The organism is Streptococcus sp. 3705 (genome assembly GCF_013277145.1).
Taxonomy (GTDB): domain Bacteria; phylum Bacillota; class Bacilli; order Lactobacillales; family Streptococcaceae; genus Streptococcus.
Genome location: NZ_VMMJ01000030.1, coordinates 1 through 18,219 on the forward strand (window position 1 = coordinate 1; position 18,219 = coordinate 18,219).

Genomic DNA, 18,219 nt, shown 5'->3' on the forward strand with positions numbered 1-18,219 from the left:
AGCTAACGCTAGCCTCGCAGTGCTTGGACTTCTTGGAGTATTGAGTGGATTTGGACTTGTGACTCGCAAGAAGAAAGAAGACTAATCTTTTTAATTGATATGATTTGTTTGGAATGAACAGATTATCCTTAAAGCTGATGAATCGATGATTCATCAGCTTTTTGCGGTACGACGGGCATGTCGTGCATCTGAGGTGTAAGTCCTCCGTGGGCACCTGCTACCGGTGAACCTGTTAGCGATTCTCAGTCTGACGCTGGAAATAAGAATCAGCAGAGGAAGGGATAGCGAAATCGTGGCTCTACGAACAGAAAGGTGGAGGTTCGTAGAGTGGATGAAGATGAGAGCGATTCCAAAGTACAAAAATAGTCGTAACCTGAATGTGTAAATGATGGGAGGAGTTGAATTCGAACTAGAGAAGTAATAATAAATTTATGCTATAGTCATGGTGATTTGTATGCTTTTGATTCTAGTTTATCAAATAATAGATTAGAATTGTCAGATAATATCATTTTATGTTATAATGAAGAAAAATACAGAGGTGTTCAGATGTCAGAAGCAGGTCATAAGTTTTTAGCAAAACTGGGAAAAAAACGCTTACGCCCAGGTGGAAAATGTGCCACAGATTGGTTAATTGCGGAAGGAGGATTTTCAAAAGAAAAGAGAATACTAGAGGTTGCGTGTAATAGGGGAACTACAGCAATTGAGTTGGCACAGCGTTTTGGTTGTAAGATAACTGCTGTTGATATGGATGCTCAAGCTTTAGAAGTGGCTAAAAAATCTGCTGAAACAGCAGGTGTTGCTCACTTAATCAGTTTTGAAAGAGCTAATGCAATGAAACTTCCTTATGAAGATGCTAGTTTTGATATTGTTATAAATGAAGCTATGCTGACTATGCAAGCCGATCAAGCTAAGAAAAAATGTGTAATGGAATATCTAAGGGTTTTAAAACCTGAAGGTCTTCTCTTGACACATGATGTGCTTCTTAAGGAAGCTAAAGAGTCTGTCAGACAGGAACTGTCACAAGCAATTCATGTAATGTAGGTCCTTTAACTCAAGATGGTTGGGAAGAGGTGATGATAGAATCAGGTTATCGTGATGTGAAAGTATTGACTGGTGAAATGACATTAATGAAATTATCAGGTATGGTTTATGACGAAGGTTGGCTAGGAACTTTGAAAATTTGTGTAAATGCTTGTAAAAAGGAGAATAGAAAGCAGTTTTTAACGATGTATAAAATGTTTAATAAGAATAAAAAGAACTTGGGCTTTATTGCTATGGCTAGTCATAAATCGTCAAATCGTTAGATAATCATTGAAGTTAACTTTTCCTTTTTTCTTTCTTAAAAAATATGCTATAATAGAGAGTAAAAAACTTTGAAAGAAAGAAAAAGATGAATTTAAAAGATTACATTGCAACAATTGAAAATTATCCAAAGGAAGGGATTACCTTCCGTGATATCAGTCCTTTGATGGCTGATGGAAATGCTTATAGCTACGCTGTTCGTGAAATCGTTCAGTATGCTACTGACAAGAAAATTGACATGATCGTGGGACCTGAGGCTCGTGGTTTTATCGTGGGCTGTCCAGTTGCCTTTGAGTTGGGAATTGGTTTCGCGCCTGTTCGTAAGCCAGGTAAATTGCCACGCGAAGTCATTTCTGCTGACTATGAAAAAGAGTACGGTGTTGATACCTTGACTATGCATGCGGACGCCATTAAGCCAGGTCAACGTGTTCTTATCGTAGATGACCTCTTAGCAACAGGTGGAACTGTTAAGGCAACCATCGAGATGATTGAAAAACTTGGTGGTGTTGTAGCAGGCTGTGCCTTCCTTGTTGAATTGGATGAATTGAACGGCCGTGAAAAAATCGGTGACTATGATTACAAAGTTTTGATGCATTATTAATGAAAAACAGTCCCTAGGGCTGTTTTCTCTACATTAGGATATAAAAATAGACTATAGCTAGTTAGAGAAAAAGTATAATTGAAAACTATATCTTCTTGCAGTATAATAAAAGGACTAGATGTTTGAGATTTGGCTTCAAACATATGCAATGATTCCTGAAAGAATACAGTTAGGAGAGGGTTATGCCGATTCGAATTGATAAAAAATTACCAGCTGTTGAGATTTTACGGACAGAGAATATCTTTGTCATGGATGATCAACGTGCTGCCCACCAAGATATTCGCCCGTTGAAGATTTTAATTTTAAATCTCATGCCACAGAAAATGGTCACAGAAACCCAGTTGTTACGCCATTTGGCCAATACACCTCTACAACTGGATATTGATTTTCTCTATATGGAGAGCCATCGTTCTAAAACAACTCGTTCAGAGCACATGGAGACCTTTTATAAAACTTTTCCTGAAGTCAAGGATGAGTATTTTGATGGGATGATTATCACGGGTGCTCCAGTTGAGCATTTACCATTTGAGGAAGTGGATTATTGGGAAGAATTTAGCCAGGTGCTTGAGTGGTCTAAGACCCATGTCTATTCGACCCTTCATATCTGTTGGGGTGCTCAGGCTGGTCTTTATCTGCGTTATGGAGTGGAAAAATACCAGATGGACAGTAAGCTATCAGGTATTTATCCTCAGGACACCCTAAAAGAGGGTCACCTTCTCTTTAGAGGTTTTGACGATAGCTATGTATCTCCTCATTCACGGCACACGGAGATCTCTAAGGAAGAAGTCTTAAATAAGACAAATCTCGAGATTTTATCAGAAGGGCCGCAGGTTGGGGTTTCTATTTTGGCCAGTCGTGACTTACGAGAAATTTATAGTTTTGGGCATTTGGAGTATGATCGTGATACCTTGGCAAAAGAGTATTTCCGAGATCGTGATGCAGGTTTGGATCCTCATATTCCAGAAAATTACTTTAAGGATGATGATGTCAACCAGACACCTTGTCTTTGTTGGTCTTCATCAGCAGCCCTCTTTTTCAGTAACTGGGTGAATTATGCGGTCTATCAGGAGACGCCTTTTGACTGGAGAAAGATAGAAGATGATGCATCCGCATTTGGGTATTTATAAGAGGAATTATGACATATTTAGACGCTTTTAAATCAGGGAACTTGGTTTTACCGAGTGCCCTGCTCTTGCATTTTAAGGAACTCTTTCCTTCTAGCGACGATTTTCTGGTCTGGCAATTTTTCTATTTGCAAAATACGACAGGCTTGGAAGAAATGTCGCCAAGCCAGATTGCTGAAAGGATTGGCAAGGAAATTTCGGATGTCAACCAGTCTATCTCTAATCTGACGGAGAGGGGACTTCTCCAGTATCGTACTATCGAATTAAATGGTGAAATCGAATTGCTTTTTGATGCTAGTTTGGCTTTGGAACGCTTGGACGACTTGCTTGGAGTCGCTGATTCAAGTTCAGACCAGTTGACACCTCAGAATCAGCTCAAGGATTTGGTGGAAACCTTCCAGCAGGAATTGGGACGCTTGTTGACACCTTTTGAGATTGAAGATTTGACCAAGACACTAAAGGAAGATGGAACCAGTGCTGACTTGATTAAGGAGGCTCTTCGTGAAGCTGTTTTAAATGGAAAAGCAAACTGGAAGTACATTCAGGCGATTTTGAGAAACTGGCGCCATGAAGGTATCAAAAGTGTGGCTCAAATTGAGGCTAAGCGGGCAGAAAGAGAAGCCAGCAATCCTCAGTTGACACAGGTATCTGTGGATTTTAGAAATGCCATGGATCTCTGGAAGGATTAATCGTTGGAAGCAGGCTTGAAATCCGAGTAAGATTTGCAAGCTGTGTCTAATTGTGATAAAATAAGTAGAAAATAAATTGAAAAAAGAGGTATGTGAAATGTCACGTAAACCATTTATCGCTGGTAACTGGAAAATGAACAAAAATCCAGAAGAAGCTAAAGCATTCGTTGAAGCTGTTGCATCAAAACTTCCTTCATCAGATCTTGTTGAAGCAGGTATCGCAGCTCCTGCAGTTGATTTGACAACTGTTCTTGCTGCTGCAAAAGGTTCAAACCTTAAAGTTGCTGCTCAAAACTGCTACTTTGAAAATGCAGGTGCCTTCACTGGTGAAACTAGCCCACAAGTTTTGAAAGAAATCGGTACTGACTACGTTGTTATCGGTCACTCAGAACGCCGTGACTACTTCCATGAAACTGACGAAGATATCAACAAAAAAGCAAAAGCAATCTTTGCAAACGGTATGCTTCCAATCATCTGTTGTGGTGAGTCACTTGAAACTTACGAAGCTGGTAAAGCTGCTGAATTCGTAGGTGCTCAAGTATCTGCTGCATTGGCTGGATTGACTGCTGAACAAGTTGCTGCATCAGTTATCGCTTATGAGCCAATCTGGGCTATCGGTACTGGTAAATCAGCTTCACAAGACGATGCACAAAAAATGTGTAAAGTTGTTCGTGACGTTGTAGCTGCTGACTTCGGTCAAGAAGTTGCGGACAAAGTTCGTGTTCAATACGGTGGTTCTGTTAAACCTGAGAACGTTACTTCATACATGGCTTGTCCAGACGTTGACGGTGCCCTTGTAGGTGGTGCGTCACTTGAAGCTGAAAGCTTCTTGGCTTTGCTTGACTTTGTAAAATAATCAGTAGCAAAAGCTAGGTGGAACAGCATTCAGGTGCCTGTTCCATTTTTTATAGGAGAGGAAAGATTGAAAACAAAAATTGTATGTATAGGGCTAGCAAGTCTCTGCTTACTTGGCGCAAGAGTTTCAGGAATTGCGGCAGATGAAACAAGTGGAAGCACAGTTTCAGAAAAATCTAGTCTATCAACAGGGACTTCATCAACTAGTAGCAATGAACAGAGAAACAGTGTCTCTGCCCACTGGGATGGGGATTATTATGTAAAGGCTGATGGTTCTAAAGCTCAAAGTGAATGGATTTTTGACAACTACTACAAGGCTTGGTTTTATATTAATTCAGATGGTCGTTACACGCAGAATGAATGGCATGGAAATTACTACCTGAAATCAGGTGGCTATATGGCCCAAAACGAGTGGATCTATGACAGTAATTACAAGAGTTGGTTTTATCTTAAGTCAGATGGGGCTTATGCTCATCAAGAATGGCAATTGATTGGAAATAAGTGGTATTACTTCAAGAAGTGGGGTTACATGGCTAAAAGCCAATGGCAAGGAAGTTATTTCTTGAATGGTCAAGGTGCCATGATGCAAAATGAATGGCTTTATGATCCGGCTTATTCTGCTTATTTTTATCTAAAATCCGATGGAACTTATGCCAACCAAGAGTGGCAAAAAGTGGGCGGCAAATGGTACTATTTCAAGAAGTGGGGCTATATGGCGCGGAATGAGTGGCAAGGCAACTACTATTTGACTGGAAGTGGTGCCATGGCGACTGATGAAGTGATTATGGATGGTGCTCGCTATATCTTTGCGGCTTCTGGTGAGCTCAAAGAAAAGAAAGATTTGAATGTCGGCTGGGTTCACAGAGATGGTAAACGCTATTTCTTTAATAATAGAGAAGAGCAAGTGGGAACCGAACATGCTAAGAAAGTTATTGATATTAGTGAGCACAATGGTCGTATCAATGATTGGAAAAAGGTTATTGATGAGAACGAGGTGGATGGTGTCATTGTTCGTCTAGGTTATAGCGGTAAAGAAGACAAGGAATTGGCGCATAACATTAAGGAGTTAAACCGTCTGGGAATTCCTTATGGTGTCTATCTCTATACCTATGCTGAAAATGAGACCGATGCTGAGAATGACGCTGAACAGACCATTGAACTTCTGAAGAAATACAATATGAACTTGTCTTACCCTATCTACTATGATGTTGAGAACTGGGAGTATGTGAATAAAAGTAAGCGTGCTCCGAGTGATACAGGTACTTGGGTTAAGATTATCAACAAGTACATGGAGACGATGAAGCAGGCGGGCTATCAAAATGTGTATGTCTATAGCTATCGTAGTTTATTACAGACGCGTTTAAAACACCCAGATATTTTAAAACATGTAAACTGGGTAGCGGCCTATACCAATGCTTTAGAATGGGAAAATCCTCATTATTCAGGAGAAAAAGGTTGGCAGTATACCTCTTCTGAATACATGAAAGGAATTCGTGGTCGTGTGGACGTCAGCGTTTGGTATTAAGATATAAGTTTGAAAAAGGAGTGTGCAAGAAAATTGCATCCTCTTTTTCTTTATTTTGTCGCAGTTAAGAGATGTGTAAGGGGACTGTGTTTTATTCTAAAGAATTCTTAAATTATCAGTCTATTGCAACTTTTCTCATGTGGGTCATTTGGCTTGCTATTGTCTTTCCTTAGTAGTATACTAAGGTAGTAATCATTAAGAAGTGGTTACAAAAAATAATGAACGAGGTAAAATAAAATGGTAGAATTGAAAAAAGAAGCAGCAAAAGATGTCGCAACATTAACAAAAGCAGCGCCAGTAGCATTGGCAAAAACAAAGGAAGTTTTGAATCAAGCTGTTGCAGATTTGTATGTAGCGCATATTGCTCTTCATCAAGTGCACTGGTACATGCGTGGACGCGGTTTTATGGTATGGCATCCAAAAATGGATGAGTACATGGATGCTCTTGATGGTCATTTAGATGAAATCAGCGAACGCTTGATCACACTTGGTGGAAGCCCATTCTCTACTTTGACAGAGTTCCTTCAAAACAGTGAAATCGAAGAAGAAGCTGGTGAATACCGTAATGTTGAAGAAAGCTTGGAACGTGTTCTAGATATTTATCGCTACCTCATCACTCTTTTCCAAAAAGCGTTGGATGTGACTGACGAAGAAGGCGATGATGTTACAAACGATATTTTTGTTGGTGCTAAGGCTGAACTTGAGAAAACAGTTTGGATGCTTGCCGCAGAACTTGGACAAGCACCTGGTTTGTAAGAAACAAGGAAACATAGATAAATCTGTAGGAAATTTCTTACGGATTTTTTTCTATTCTGCAAGCTATTCCAAACCAGTCTTTTTTTGAGTTTTTTGATAAAATAGTACTATCAGTGAAAAGGATGGAAGCATGACTAAGAAAATTGTAGCTATTTGGGCCCAGGATGAAGAGGGTGTGATTGGTAAGGACAATCGTCTGCCTTGGTATTTACCAGCAGAACTGCAACACTTCAAAGAAACAACTCTGAATCATGCTATCTTGATGGGGCGCGTGACCTTTGATGGGATGGGGCGTCGCTTGCTTCCAAAACGGGAGACCTTGATTTTGACACGTAACTCGGAAGAAAAGATAGATGGGGTTACTACTTTTTATGATATCCAGTCTGTTCTCGACTGGTATCAGGCTCAAGAAAAGAATCTCTATATTATCGGTGGGAAGCAGATTTATCAGGCTTTTGAGCCCTACCTTGACGAAGTGATTGTGACTCAAATTCATGCTCGGGTGGAGGGAGATACCTATTTCCCTGAGGAGTTTGACTTGTCTCTTTTTGAGACAGTTTCAAGCAAATCCTATACCAAAGATGAGAAGAATCCTTATGATTTTACCATCCAATACCGCAAGAGAAAGGAAGTCTAATGGAACGTAGTATATTTGGTTTTTTTACAGCCATGCTGTGTTTGGTCTGCTTGCTTGCTGGAGCACAGGCTTTTCGTAAAAAGCGCTATGGACTTTCTGTCCTGCTCTGGTTAAATGCCTTTACCAATTTGGTCAATAGTATCCATGCTTTTTACATGACCTTATTTTAGATAGAATGACAGTATAGAATAGAACGGAAGGAAATCATGCCTACAAATAGGAATAATGATATGATGGTTTATTGCTCATTTTGTGGCAAAAGCCAAGAAGAAGTACAAAAAATAATCGCAGGTAACAACGCCTTTATCTGTAATGAATGTGTGGAGTTAGCCCAGGAAATCATTCGTGAGGAGTTGGCGGAAGAAGTCTTGGCAGACTTGTCTGAAGTTCCAAAACAAATCGAACTCCTCCATATCTTGAACCACTATGTAATTGGTCAAGATCGTGCCAAACGTGCCTTGGCAGTGGCAGTTTACAACCACTACAAACGTATCAATTTCCACGATACGCGTGAAGAGTCGGAAGATGTGGATTTGCAGAAGTCAAATATCTTGATGATTGGCCCAACTGGTTCGGGGAAAACTTTCCTTGCTCAGACCTTGGCTAAGAGTTTGAATGTACCTTTTGCGATTGCAGATGCGACAGCTCTGACGGAGGCTGGTTATGTGGGTGAGGACGTGGAAAATATCCTCCTCAAACTCCTGCAGGCTGCTGACTTTAATATTGAACGTGCAGAGCGTGGGATTATCTACGTGGATGAAATTGACAAGATTGCCAAGAAGAGTGAGAACGTGTCTATCACACGTGATGTTTCTGGTGAAGGGGTGCAACAAGCCCTTCTCAAGATTATTGAGGGAACTGTTGCTAGCGTTCCGCCTCAAGGTGGACGCAAACATCCACAACAAGAGATGATTCAAGTGGATACCAAAAATATCCTCTTCATCGTGGGTGGTGCCTTTGATGGCATTGAAGAAATCGTCAAACAACGTCTTGGAGAAAAAGTCATCGGATTTGGTCAAAATAACAAGGCGATTGATGAAAACAGCTCATACATGCAAGAAATCATCGCAGAAGATATTCAAAAATTTGGTATTATCCCTGAGTTGATTGGACGCTTGCCAGTCTTTGCTGCTCTTGAACAGTTGACAGTAGATGATTTGGTTCGTATCTTGAAAGAGCCAAGAAATGCCTTGGTCAAACAGTACCAAACCTTGCTTTCTTATGATGATGTCGAGTTGGAATTTGACGATGAAGCCCTTCAGGAAATTGCCAATAAGGCTATCGAACGCAAGACAGGGGCGCGTGGTCTTCGCTCGATTATTGAAGAAACCATGCTAGATGTCATGTTTGAAGTACCGAGTCAGGAAAATGTGAAATTGGTCCGCATCACAAAAGAAGCTGTCGATGGAACGGATAAACCAATCCTAGAAACAGCCTAGAGGTGACTATGGAACTTAATACACATAATGCTGAAATCTTGCTCAGTGCGGCTAACAAGTCCCACTATCCGCAGGATGAACTACCAGAGATTGCCCTAGCAGGGCGTTCAAATGTTGGCAAGTCTAGCTTTATCAATACTATGCTGAATCGTAAGAATCTGGCTCGTACGTCAGGGAAACCTGGGAAAACCCAGCTTCTCAACTTTTTTAACATTGACGACAAGATGCGCTTTGTGGATGTGCCTGGTTATGGCTATGCCCGTGTTTCTAAAAAGGAACGTGAAAAGTGGGGGCGCATGATTGAGGAGTACCTAACGACTCGGGAAAATCTTCGTGCAGTTGTTAGTCTAGTTGACCTCCGTCATGACCCATCAGCAGATGATGTACAGATGTACGAATTTCTTAAGTATTATGAGATTCCAGTCATCATTGTGGCGACCAAGGCAGACAAGATTCCACGTGGTAAATGGAACAAGCACGAATCAGCAATCAAAAAGAAATTAAACTTTGACCCAAGTGACGACTTTATCCTCTTTTCATCTGTCAGCAAGGCAGGGATGGATGAGGCTTGGGATGCAATTTTAGAAAAATTATGAGGTAAAGAAATGGCAAAAACAATTCATACAGACAAAGCTCCAAAGGCTATCGGACCATATGTTCAAGGAAAAATCGTTGGCAATCTTCTGTTTGCTAGCGGTCAAGTTCCCCTATCTCCTGAAACTGGGGAAATCGTAGGAGAGACTATCCAAGAACAGACAGAACAAGTCTTGAAAAACATTGGTGCTATTTTGGCAGAGGCAGGAACTGACTTTGACCATGTTGTCAAAACAACTTGTTTCTTGAGCGATATGAACGACTTTGTTCCTTTTAACGAGGTTTACCAAACGGCCTTTAAAGAGGAATTTCCAGCTCGTTCAGCAGTAGAGGTAGCTCGTCTTCCTCGTGATGTAAAAGTCGAAATTGAAGTCATCGCAGAGATTGGATAAACTAGTTGAAGTTTGGTGTTGCCAAACTTCTTTTGATATAAGGAGAAAAAGATGACAAAGAAACAACTTCACTTGGTGATTGTGACAGGGATGAGTGGTGCGGGAAAAACTGTAGCCATTCAGTCCTTCGAGGATCTAGGTTATTTTACCATTGATAATATGCCACCAGCTCTCTTGCCTAAGTTTTTGCAGTTGGTGGAAACAAAGGAAGACGACCATAAGTTGGCCTTGGTGGTGGATATGCGCAGCCGTTCTTTCTTTTCAGAAATTCAAACTGTTTTGGATGAGTTGGAAAACAAGGAAGAACTGGACTTTAAAATCCTCTTCTTGGACGCAGCAGATAAGGAATTGGTCGCGCGCTACAAGGAAACCAGACGAAGTCATCCATTAGCAGCAGACGGTCGTATTTTAGATGGAATTAAGCTGGAACGTGAACTCTTGGCACCTTTGAAAAATATGAGCCAAAATGTGGTGGATACAACTGAACTTACTCCTCGTGAACTGCGTAAAACCCTTGCAGAGCAGTTTTCAGATCAAGAACAAGCCCAGTCTTTCCGTATCGAAGTCATGTCTTTTGGCTTTAAATATGGAATCCCGATTGATGCAGATTTAGTCTTTGATGTGCGCTTTTTGCCAAATCCATATTATCTTCCAGAACTGAGAAACCAAACGGGTGTAGATGAACCAGTTTATGACTATGTCATGAATCATCCTGAGTCAGAAGACTTCTATCAACATTTGTTGGCCTTGATTGAGCCGATTTTGCCAAGTTACCAAAAGGAAGGTAAGTCCGTTTTGACCATTGCCATGGGTTGTACAGGGGGACAACACCGTAGTGTGGCCTTTGCCAAACACTTGGCGCAGGACTTATCCAAGAATTGGCCTGTCAATGAAGGGCATCGTGACAAAGACCGAAGAAAGGAAACGGTAAACCGTTCATGAGAAAACCAAAGATAACGGTGATTGGTGGAGGGACTGGGATCCCCGTCATTCTTAAAAGTCTGCGTGAAAAAGATGTGGAAATCGCTGCTATCGTAACGGTAGCGGATGACGGTGGTTCATCAGGTGAACTCCGAAAAAATATGCAGCAATTGACACCGCCAGGTGATCTTCGTAATGTCCTTGTGGCCATGTCGGATATGCCTAAGTTTTATGAGAAGGTCTTTCAGTACCGCTTTTCTGAGGATGCGGGAGCCTTTGCTGGCCACCCATTGGGAAATCTCATTATCGCTGGCCTGTCAGAAATGCAGGGTTCGACCTATAATGCCATGCAGTTATTGAGCAAATTTTTCCATACAACAGGGAAAATTTATCCTTCCAGTGACCATCCTTTGACCCTGCATGCAGTCTTTCAGGATGGGACAGAAGTGGCTGGAGAGAGTCATATTGCAGACCATCCAGGCATGATTGACCATGTCTATGTGACCAATACCCTCAACGATGATACGCCTCTGGCCAGTCGTCGAGTAGTGCAGACCATTCTTGAAAGTGACATGATTGTCCTAGGGCCTGGCTCTCTCTTTACCTCTATTTTGCCCAATATTGTCATTAAGGAAATTGGGCAGGCGCTTTTGGAAACTAAGGCAGAAATCGCCTATGTCTGCAATATCATGACCCAACGTGGGGAGACAGAACACTTTACAGATAGTGATCATGTGGAGGTCTTGCATCGTCATCTTGGTCGCCCTTTTATCGATACTGTCTTGGTAAATATCGAAAAAGTGCCTCAGGAATACATGAATTCCAACCGGTTTGATGAATACTTGGTGCAGGTGGAACATGATTTTGCAAGTCTTTGTAAGCAAGTTCCGCGCGTGATTTCATCCAACTTCCTCCGTCTGGAAAATGGTGGTGCCTTCCACGATGGGAATTTGATAGTGGATGAGTTGATGCGGATTATACAGGTGAGAAAATGAGTTTCACAGTAGCAGTAAAAGAAGAAATCCTAGGTCAGCACCATCTAAGCCGGCATGAATTATCTGCCATTATCAAGATGTCTGGTAGCATCGGTCTCTCGACCTCGGGCCTGACCTTGTCCGTCGTGACAGAAAATGCCAAACTGGCTCGTCACCTCTATGAGTCCTTTCTCCATTTCTATGAAATCAAATCGGAAATACGTCACCACCAAAGAAGCAATCTCCGCAAGAATCGGGTCTATACCGTTTTTACAGATGAAAAGGTGCAGGATTTGTTAAGTGATTTGCACTTGGCAGACTCCTTCTTTGGTCTGGAAACAGGTATTGATGAGGCGATTTTATCGGATGAGGAAGCAGGTCGTGCCTATCTCTGTGGTGCTTTCTTGGCAAATGGAAGCATTCGTGACCCTGAGTCAGGCAAGTATCAGTTGGAAATCAGTTCTGTTTATCTGGACCACGCGCAAGGGATTGCCTCCCTTCTCCAGCAGTTTTTACTGGATGCCAAGGTGCTTGAACGCAAGAAGGGAGCTGTGACCTATCTCCAGCGTGCCGAAGATATTATGGACTTTCTTATAGTAATCGGAGCCATGAAGGCGCGTGATGATTTTGAGCGGGTTAAGATTTTGCGGGAAACTCGTAACGATCTTAATCGAGCCAATAATGCCGAGACAGCTAATATTGCTCGGACAGTTTCTGCCAGCATGAAGACTATCAACAATATCAGCAAAATCAAAGATATTATAGGCTTAGAAAATCTGCCAGTGGATTTGCAGGAAGTAGCGCAGTTGCGGATTCAGCACCCAGACTACTCTATCCAACAGTTGGCAGATAGCCTCAGCACCCCTCTGACCAAAAGTGGTGTCAACCACAGACTCAGAAAAATAAATAAATTAGCTGATGAACTATAAAACCAGGCTCTTGTTTTGCGAGGTTCTTTTTTGAAATAAAAAGAGGTTGGGCAAAAAGCAATGTCATTAAGTTAAGAAATTTGGCTCTTTAAAATCAAAAACGCATAATATCCGGTGTTGACTTGAACCGTAATACTATGCGTTTTATTGTGAGAAAATTTATTTCATTTTCTCCTGAAATTGAGTTTTTACCCAGTCTCTAATGAGTTATTTCCAAGTGACCAGTTCGCTCCAAACGCTAACATTCGATATAGTAGAGGTTTCACCAGCTGGAACCCATTTGTTGGTGCCTAAGTATCTAACTTCTAGTTTACGAACGTTTACTGTGTAAGATGCTTTTAGTCTAATATAACCATAAGTGTAGGGTGGTACGTTATGGGAGACTGAGTGATTTAAACTAAGTCCAGCTCCAGACTCCGGAGCAGAAAAGCTAACACCTGCACCTACAGTCAGAGTAGCTCCAGCTTTTCCACCATAGGCAGTTGAACTTACAGGACCTGATGTGGTGCTTTTCTTGTAAGAGTGAGAGTATTTAGTTCTATAGTCTGCAACACCAGTTGCATTAGAACGAGTCTGATACGTAGATTTAGACTCTAAATAGGCGTCTCTAAGTTCAGTCGTATAAAATGACAATAACTCTCCTGTGTTGATATCTTTTACAATACGATTAGATACAATTTCATAATTTGTACCAGGATAGACATCAGCAAAAACCGTAGATGTTGTGACTAAGAATAATAGACTTGATAGTAGAGAGAAAAACAATAGTTTCAGTTTAATCATAACAAATTTCCTTTCTTCATGAGTAAAAGATTATTTTTTCAATCCTTTGAAAGTTATAATGCAACCCGAAATAATACTGAGAGTTCCTACAGGTCTCCAATATAGTTGCCAAAAGAATAAATTTATTCTTTCTTTCAGTGTCGCATAGGGTTCGGCATAATAGGGGTTGATGTGAAATAATAAAAAACCAAAACATAAAACTATGATTCCAGTTAAGAATAAAATGTCCTTATTTACTTTCCTCATAAAACCTCCTTTTATTTTATTTAAAGCGCTTTCTATTATTAGTATACGTCAAAAAAAGAAAAAAACAAGTCTATTTATTTATTTTTTTATATGGTATAATAGAATAGTTGGAGAGTTTTTATATAGCTTTAAAAGGCTGATATGAATACTTTGTATAATCTAATGATTCTTCAAAAAATTTCTTATTCAAACAAGAGCAAAGAGAAGGTGGGCTGCATATCAGAAGTTAGATGTATTTCTGTCTAACTTTTGAGGTGTAGTTCATTTTAAAACCACGAATCCTATGTGACTCGTGGTTCTTTTTTATAAACTAGTAGAGTGTTTTGGTTGTACTTTTTGCTCAGGGTCGATGTAGTTGATAGCATTATTGACAGCAGTTGGAGCTTCTCCGAGACCTGTCGCAATCAAGTCAATTTTTCCGTCATAGTAGCAGCAGTCACCGATAGCATAGATACCTGCTTGGCTAGATTCTTGTTTGCTGTTGACGATAATCTTGTGGCGGTTGAGGTCGAGCCCCCAGTTTTTAAGATTACCGACCGAAGATTTGAAACCATAGTTGACAAAGAGGTGGTCTAGGTCAATCGTTTCGGTTTCATCAGATTTGACTTTTGTGATTTCAAGTTTATCGAGTGCTTTTCCATCTCCAAGGAGTTGGCTAGGAACGAATGGTGTCTTGATGGATACAGATGATTCTTGCAGGGCTTGAACACTGTGTTCCAAGGCACGGAAATTATCTCTGCGGTGAACAAGGGTGGTTGGTGCAATTTTTTCAAAAGCCAAAGCCCAATCCACTGCTGAGTCTCCCCCACCAAGAATCGTCACTTTCTTACCAGCGTATTGCTGGATGTTGGAAACGTGGTAATGGATATTTTCATAGCCCTCAACGCCTTCTAGTTCCAAAGGACGTGGTTTGAAGGCACCGCCACCCATAGCGATGATAACTGTTTTAGTCAGGTGACTTCCTTTAGAAGTCGTGATGGTAAATCCTTCTTCTTGTTTTTCAATCTCAAGAACCGTTTCATTAAGATGAATAGGGGTATCGAAGCTGTTTAGCTGTTCAATCAAGCGGTTAGTCAACTCTTCTCCAGTCAGATTTGGGAAGCCTGGGACGTCTAGGATTTCCTTTTCAGGGTAGAGAATAGCAGGTTGTCCACCCAGTTGGGGAAGAGAGTCGATGATTTGAACCTTGGCTTGGCGTAGGTGGGCATAAAAGGCTGCAAAAAGCCCGACAGGACCACCACCTACAATGGTAATATCATAGAGTTGAGACATGGTTTCTCCTTTGTTTTTTCTAGTCAGTTTATTGTATCATATTTTTGCTCAATGTAAAATGGACTAGGATAGGGAAAAAAATGCCAGAAAATGGTATAATAGGACGAAAGTGTTTTGATAGGGAGGATATCAGGGATGAATTTTCAACAATTATCCAATCTGCAATATTGGACCAGTTTGTTTGCAAGTCCATGGACGATAGCTATCAATCTGATTGATATTTTGATTGTTGCTTATATTTTATATCATTTTACAAAAGCTATTGCAGGAACCAAGATTATGATTTTGGTACGTGGAGTTTTGGTGTTTATTTTAGCTCAAATCCTTGCAAATATGATTGGCTTGACTACGATTTCTTGGTTGATCAATCAAATTATTACTTATGGGGTTATTGCGGCGGTTGTTATCTTCTCTCCAGAGATTCGGACTGGTTTGGAACGTTTGGGAAGAGCGACAGATTTCTTTTCCAATGCCCCTATTAGTGCTGAGGAACAGATGATTCGTGCCTTTGTTAAGTCTGTTGAATACATGAGTCCTCGTAAAATCGGGGCCTTGGTTGCTATTCAGCGTGTACGTACCTTGCAGGAGTATATTTCGACAGGAATTCCCTTAGATGCTAAGATTTCTGCAGAACTTCTCATTAACATTTTTATTCCCAACACTCCCCTACATGATGGTGCGGTGATTATCAGAGAAGAACGTATCGCTGTGACGTCTGCCTATCTGCCCTTGACAGAAAGTACAGGAATTTCCAAGGAATTTGGAACCAGACATCGGGCGGCTATTGGTTTATCAGAAGTCTCAGATGCCTTGACTTTTGTCGTATCAGAGGAAACGGGAGGAATTTCGATAACCTATAATGGAAGCTTTAAGCACAACCTAACACTTGATGAATTTGAAACAGAATTACGTGAAATCTTACTTCCAAAAGAGGAAGCAGGTCTTAGTTTTAAAGAACGATTGCTAGGAGGATGGAAACATGAGAAAAAATAGTTTATATATCATATCCTCACTCTTTTTTGCTTGTGTCTTATTTGTCTATGCTACGGCGACGAATTTTCAAAACAGTACCAGTGCTAGGCAGGTAAAAACGGAAACCTATACGAATACAGTAACAAATGTCCCTATTGACATACGCTATAATAGTGATGAGTATTTTATTAGCGGTTTTGCTTCAGAAGTATCAGTGGTCTTGACTGGTGCAAATCGCCTATCGCTAGCTAGTGAAATGCAAGAAAGCACACGTAAATTCAAGGTTACTGCTGACCTAACAGATGCCAGTGTTGGAACGATTGAAGTTCCTTTGAGCATTGAAGATTTACCCAATGGGCTGACCGCTGTGGCGACTCCGCAAAAAATTACAGTCAAGATTGGTAAGAAGGCTCAGAAGAATAAGGTAAAGGTTGTACCAGAGATTGACCCTAGTCAAATTGATAGTCGGGTACAGATTGAAAATGTCACGCTGTCAGATGAAGAAGTGTCGATTACGAGTGACCAAGAGACATTGGATAGAATTGATAAGATTATCGCTGTCTTGCCAACTAGTGAACGGATTACAGGTAATTACAGTGGTTCAGTACCTTTGCAGGCAATCGACCGCAATGGTGTTGTCTTACCAGCAGTTATCACTCCCTTTGATACAATAATGAAGGTGACTACAAAACCAGTAGCACCAAGTTCAAGCACATCAAATTCAACAACAAGCAGTTCATCGGAGACATCTTCGTCAACGAAAGCAACTAGTTCAAAAACGAATTAAAAATAGGAAAAGGATTTTATAAAATGGGTAAATATTTTGGGACTGATGGAGTCCGTGGAGAAGCTAACGTAGAACTTACTCCGGAATTAGCCTTTAAACTAGGACGTTTTGGAGGCTATGTTCTCAGTCAACATGAAACGGAAGCACCGAAAGTCTTTGTAGGACGTGACACACGTATTTCAGGGGAAATGCTAGAATCTGCCCTAGTAGCAGGTCTCCTTTCAGTTGGTATTCACGTATACAAACTAGGTGTTCTGGCAACACCAGCAGTAGCTTACTTGGTAAAAACTGAGGGAGCTAGTGCGGGTGTCATGATTTCTGCTAGCCACAACCCAGCCCTTGATAACGGAATCAAGTTCTTTGGCGGTGATGGCTTCAAACTAGATGATGAAAAGGAAGCAGAAATTGAAGCCTTGCTAGATGCTGCAGAAGACACTCTGCCACGTCCAAGTGCAGAAGGCTTAGGAACCTTGGTAGATTATCCAGAAGGCTTGCGTAAGTATGAAGGCTACCTTGTTTCAACTGGAACTCCTCTTGAAGGAATGAAGGTTGCCTTGGACACAGCAAACGGTGCAGCTTCTACAAGTGCCCGTCAAATCTTTGCAGACCTTGGTGCCCAATTGACGGTTATCGGGGAAACACCAGACGGTCTTAACATCAATCTTAATGTTGGTTCAACTCACCCAGAAGCCCTTCAAGAAGTGGTCAAAGAAAGCGGATCAGCTATTGGTTTGGCCTTTGACGGAGACAGTGACCGTTTGATTGCTGTCGATGAGAATGGGGACATCGTCGATGGTGATAAGATTATGTACATCATCGGGAAATACCTTTCTGAAAAAGGACAATTGGCTCAAAATACAATCGTGACAACTGTTATGTCCAACCTTGGCTTCCACAAGGCCTTGGACCGCGAAGGTATTAACAAGGTAGTAACTGCAGTTGGCGACCGCTACGTTGTTGAAGAAATGAGAAAATCAGGCTACAACCTCGGTGGTGAACAGTCTGGCCACGTGATCTTGATGGATTACAATACAACAGGTGATGGTCAATTATCCGCTGTCCAATTGACTAAAATCATGAAGGAAACTGGTAAGAGCTTGTCAGAGTTGGCAGGAGAAGTAACCATTTACCCACAAAAATTAGTTAATATCCGAGTGGAAAATGCCATGAAGGAAAAGGCTATGGAAGTGCCAGCTATCAAGGTTATCATCGAGAAGATGGAAGCTGAAATGGCGGGGAATGGACGTATCCTTGTTCGCCCAAGTGGAACAGAGCCCCTCTTGCGTGTTATGGCAGAAGCGCCTACAACAGAAGAAGTGGACTACTATGTTGATACCATCGCTGACGTAGTGCGAGCTGAAATCGGGATTGACTAAATCCTAGAAAACTAGATGAAAATAAAAAATTATGGTACAATAGCT

General features: G+C 41.1%; 19 protein-coding genes and 1 pseudogene. 18 read left to right on the forward strand and 2 right to left on the reverse strand.

From position 1 onward, the window contains the following. Positions 1-546: 546 nt before the first annotated feature. The 15 genes and pseudogenes from HT714_RS07935 to whiA all read left to right on the forward strand — a co-directional run bounded on the left by HT714_RS07935 (position 547) and on the right by whiA (position 12,738). Positions 547-1,304, forward strand: a pseudogene (locus tag HT714_RS07935) (class I SAM-dependent methyltransferase). An 86-nt stretch (positions 1,305-1,390) separates the two neighbouring features. Next, a complete protein-coding gene (locus tag HT714_RS07940) occupies positions 1,391-1,903 on the forward strand; it encodes an adenine phosphoribosyltransferase (protein ID WP_001049318.1) in 513 nt (170 codons plus the stop codon). Positions 1,904-2,085: 182 nt separating this feature from the next. Beyond that, a complete protein-coding gene (gene metA / locus HT714_RS07945; RefSeq protein ID WP_049544343.1) occupies positions 2,086-3,030 on the forward strand; it encodes a homoserine O-succinyltransferase in 945 nt (314 codons plus the stop codon). 8 nt (positions 3,031-3,038) lie between these two features. Then, complete coding sequence (locus HT714_RS07950; RefSeq protein ID WP_173226800.1) at positions 3,039-3,716, forward strand: DnaD domain-containing protein; 678 nt, start codon at positions 3,039-3,041, stop codon at positions 3,714-3,716. Positions 3,717-3,813: 97 nt separating this feature from the next. Continuing rightward, on the forward strand, positions 3,814-4,572 hold the full coding sequence (gene tpiA, locus HT714_RS07955) for a triose-phosphate isomerase (RefSeq protein ID WP_138702052.1): 759 nt from the start codon (positions 3,814-3,816) through the stop codon (positions 4,570-4,572). Between the two features lie 33 nt (positions 4,573-4,605). After that, entirely contained in the window at positions 4,606-6,096 is a 1,491-nt protein-coding gene (lytC, locus tag HT714_RS07960; RefSeq protein ID WP_138702053.1) for a choline binding-anchored murein hydrolase LytC, read from the forward strand. A 237-nt stretch (positions 6,097-6,333) separates the two neighbouring features. Then, positions 6,334-6,852 carry a Dps family protein gene (locus tag HT714_RS07965; protein ID WP_050107673.1) on the forward strand — a complete coding sequence of 173 codons (519 nt, stop codon included), beginning with the start codon at positions 6,334-6,336 and terminating at the stop codon, positions 6,850-6,852. A gap of 130 nt (positions 6,853-6,982) precedes the next feature. Further along, positions 6,983-7,489 carry a dihydrofolate reductase gene (locus tag HT714_RS07970; protein ID WP_173226798.1) on the forward strand — a complete coding sequence of 169 codons (507 nt, stop codon included), beginning with the start codon at positions 6,983-6,985 and terminating at the stop codon, positions 7,487-7,489. Next, positions 7,489-7,659 (forward strand): hypothetical protein, encoded by a 171-nt coding sequence (locus tag HT714_RS07975; protein WP_000442260.1) that lies wholly within the window; start codon positions 7,489-7,491, stop codon positions 7,657-7,659. The genes HT714_RS07970 and HT714_RS07975 overlap by 1 nt, the downstream gene beginning before the upstream one ends. A gap of 36 nt (positions 7,660-7,695) precedes the next feature. Next, positions 7,696-8,928 (forward strand): ATP-dependent Clp protease ATP-binding subunit ClpX, encoded by a 1,233-nt coding sequence (gene clpX, locus HT714_RS07980; protein WP_173251763.1) that lies wholly within the window; start codon positions 7,696-7,698, stop codon positions 8,926-8,928. 8 nt (positions 8,929-8,936) lie between these two features. After that, complete coding sequence (gene yihA / locus HT714_RS07985) at positions 8,937-9,524, forward strand: ribosome biogenesis GTP-binding protein YihA/YsxC (RefSeq protein ID WP_000422605.1); 588 nt, start codon at positions 8,937-8,939, stop codon at positions 9,522-9,524. A gap of 9 nt (positions 9,525-9,533) precedes the next feature. Continuing rightward, complete coding sequence (locus HT714_RS07990) at positions 9,534-9,914, forward strand: RidA family protein (protein WP_001140420.1); 381 nt, start codon at positions 9,534-9,536, stop codon at positions 9,912-9,914. Positions 9,915-9,965: 51 nt separating this feature from the next. Further along, positions 9,966-10,856, forward strand: coding sequence for an RNase adapter RapZ (rapZ, locus tag HT714_RS07995; protein WP_173226794.1), 891 nt, complete (start codon positions 9,966-9,968; stop codon positions 10,854-10,856). Continuing rightward, on the forward strand, positions 10,853-11,830 hold the full coding sequence (locus tag HT714_RS08000; protein WP_172929042.1) for a YvcK family protein: 978 nt from the start codon (positions 10,853-10,855) through the stop codon (positions 11,828-11,830). Before rapZ ends, HT714_RS08000 begins: the two co-directional genes overlap by 4 nt. Continuing rightward, positions 11,827-12,738: a DNA-binding protein WhiA gene (whiA, locus tag HT714_RS08005; RefSeq protein WP_172929044.1), complete on the forward strand. Its 912-nt coding sequence runs from the start codon at positions 11,827-11,829 to the stop codon at positions 12,736-12,738. The genes HT714_RS08000 and whiA overlap by 4 nt, the downstream gene beginning before the upstream one ends. Before the next feature lie 207 nt (positions 12,739-12,945). Here whiA and HT714_RS08010 read toward each other — a convergent pair whose 3' ends face one another. Together HT714_RS08010 and HT714_RS08015 are read right to left on the reverse strand one after the other, a co-directional pair. Then, on the reverse strand, positions 12,946-13,521 hold the full coding sequence (locus tag HT714_RS08010; RefSeq protein WP_000593540.1) for a hypothetical protein: 576 nt from the start codon (positions 13,519-13,521) through the stop codon (positions 12,946-12,948). A gap of 549 nt (positions 13,522-14,070) precedes the next feature. Further along, positions 14,071-15,039 (reverse strand): NAD(P)/FAD-dependent oxidoreductase, encoded by a 969-nt coding sequence (locus HT714_RS08015; protein ID WP_173226792.1) that lies wholly within the window; start codon positions 15,037-15,039, stop codon positions 14,071-14,073. A gap of 135 nt (positions 15,040-15,174) precedes the next feature. Between HT714_RS08015 and cdaA the strand changes: the two genes are divergently transcribed. The 3 genes from cdaA to glmM are packed head-to-tail and all read left to right on the forward strand — an operon-like array spanning position 15,175 to position 18,174. After that, on the forward strand, positions 15,175-16,032 hold the full coding sequence (cdaA, locus tag HT714_RS08020) for a diadenylate cyclase CdaA (protein WP_050089436.1): 858 nt from the start codon (positions 15,175-15,177) through the stop codon (positions 16,030-16,032). Continuing rightward, positions 16,019-16,798, forward strand: a complete 780-nt coding sequence (locus HT714_RS08025) for a CdaR family protein (protein ID WP_084358166.1) — start codon at positions 16,019-16,021, stop codon at positions 16,796-16,798. The genes cdaA and HT714_RS08025 overlap by 14 nt, the downstream gene beginning before the upstream one ends. Positions 16,799-16,821: 23 nt before the next feature. Then, positions 16,822-18,174 (forward strand): phosphoglucosamine mutase, encoded by a 1,353-nt coding sequence (gene glmM, locus HT714_RS08030; RefSeq protein ID WP_173226790.1) that lies wholly within the window; start codon positions 16,822-16,824, stop codon positions 18,172-18,174. Positions 18,175-18,219: the final 45 nt, after the last annotated feature.

Excerpts from the sequence above, each read along its gene's own strand:
- HT714_RS07950 (WP_173226800.1), top strand. The coding sequence starts at position 3,039 with ATGACATATTTAGACGCTTTTAAATCAGGGAACTTGGTTTTACCGAGT.
- metA (WP_049544343.1), top strand. The coding sequence starts at position 2,086 with ATGCCGATTCGAATTGATAAAAAATTACCAGCTGTTGAGATTTTACGG.
- HT714_RS08010 (WP_000593540.1), bottom strand. The coding sequence starts at position 13,521 with ATGATTAAACTGAAACTATTGTTTTTCTCTCTACTATCAAGTCTATTA.
- HT714_RS08025 (WP_084358166.1), top strand. The coding sequence starts at position 16,019 with ATGAGAAAAAATAGTTTATATATCATATCCTCACTCTTTTTTGCTTGT.
- HT714_RS08015 (WP_173226792.1), bottom strand. The coding sequence starts at position 15,039 with ATGTCTCAACTCTATGATATTACCATTGTAGGTGGTGGTCCTGTCGGG.
- clpX (WP_173251763.1), top strand. The coding sequence starts at position 7,696 with ATGCCTACAAATAGGAATAATGATATGATGGTTTATTGCTCATTTTGT.
- yihA (WP_000422605.1), top strand. The coding sequence starts at position 8,937 with ATGGAACTTAATACACATAATGCTGAAATCTTGCTCAGTGCGGCTAAC.
- HT714_RS07965 (WP_050107673.1), top strand. The coding sequence starts at position 6,334 with ATGGTAGAATTGAAAAAAGAAGCAGCAAAAGATGTCGCAACATTAACA.
- tpiA (WP_138702052.1), top strand. The coding sequence starts at position 3,814 with ATGTCACGTAAACCATTTATCGCTGGTAACTGGAAAATGAACAAAAAT.
- glmM (WP_173226790.1), top strand. The coding sequence starts at position 16,822 with ATGGGTAAATATTTTGGGACTGATGGAGTCCGTGGAGAAGCTAACGTA.
- rapZ (WP_173226794.1), top strand. The coding sequence starts at position 9,966 with ATGACAAAGAAACAACTTCACTTGGTGATTGTGACAGGGATGAGTGGT.
- whiA (WP_172929044.1), top strand. The coding sequence starts at position 11,827 with ATGAGTTTCACAGTAGCAGTAAAAGAAGAAATCCTAGGTCAGCACCAT.
- cdaA (WP_050089436.1), top strand. The coding sequence starts at position 15,175 with ATGAATTTTCAACAATTATCCAATCTGCAATATTGGACCAGTTTGTTT.
- HT714_RS08000 (WP_172929042.1), top strand. The coding sequence starts at position 10,853 with ATGAGAAAACCAAAGATAACGGTGATTGGTGGAGGGACTGGGATCCCC.
- HT714_RS07990 (WP_001140420.1), top strand. The coding sequence starts at position 9,534 with ATGGCAAAAACAATTCATACAGACAAAGCTCCAAAGGCTATCGGACCA.
- HT714_RS07975 (WP_000442260.1), top strand. The coding sequence starts at position 7,489 with ATGGAACGTAGTATATTTGGTTTTTTTACAGCCATGCTGTGTTTGGTC.
- HT714_RS07970 (WP_173226798.1), top strand. The coding sequence starts at position 6,983 with ATGACTAAGAAAATTGTAGCTATTTGGGCCCAGGATGAAGAGGGTGTG.
- HT714_RS07940 (WP_001049318.1), top strand. The coding sequence starts at position 1,391 with ATGAATTTAAAAGATTACATTGCAACAATTGAAAATTATCCAAAGGAA.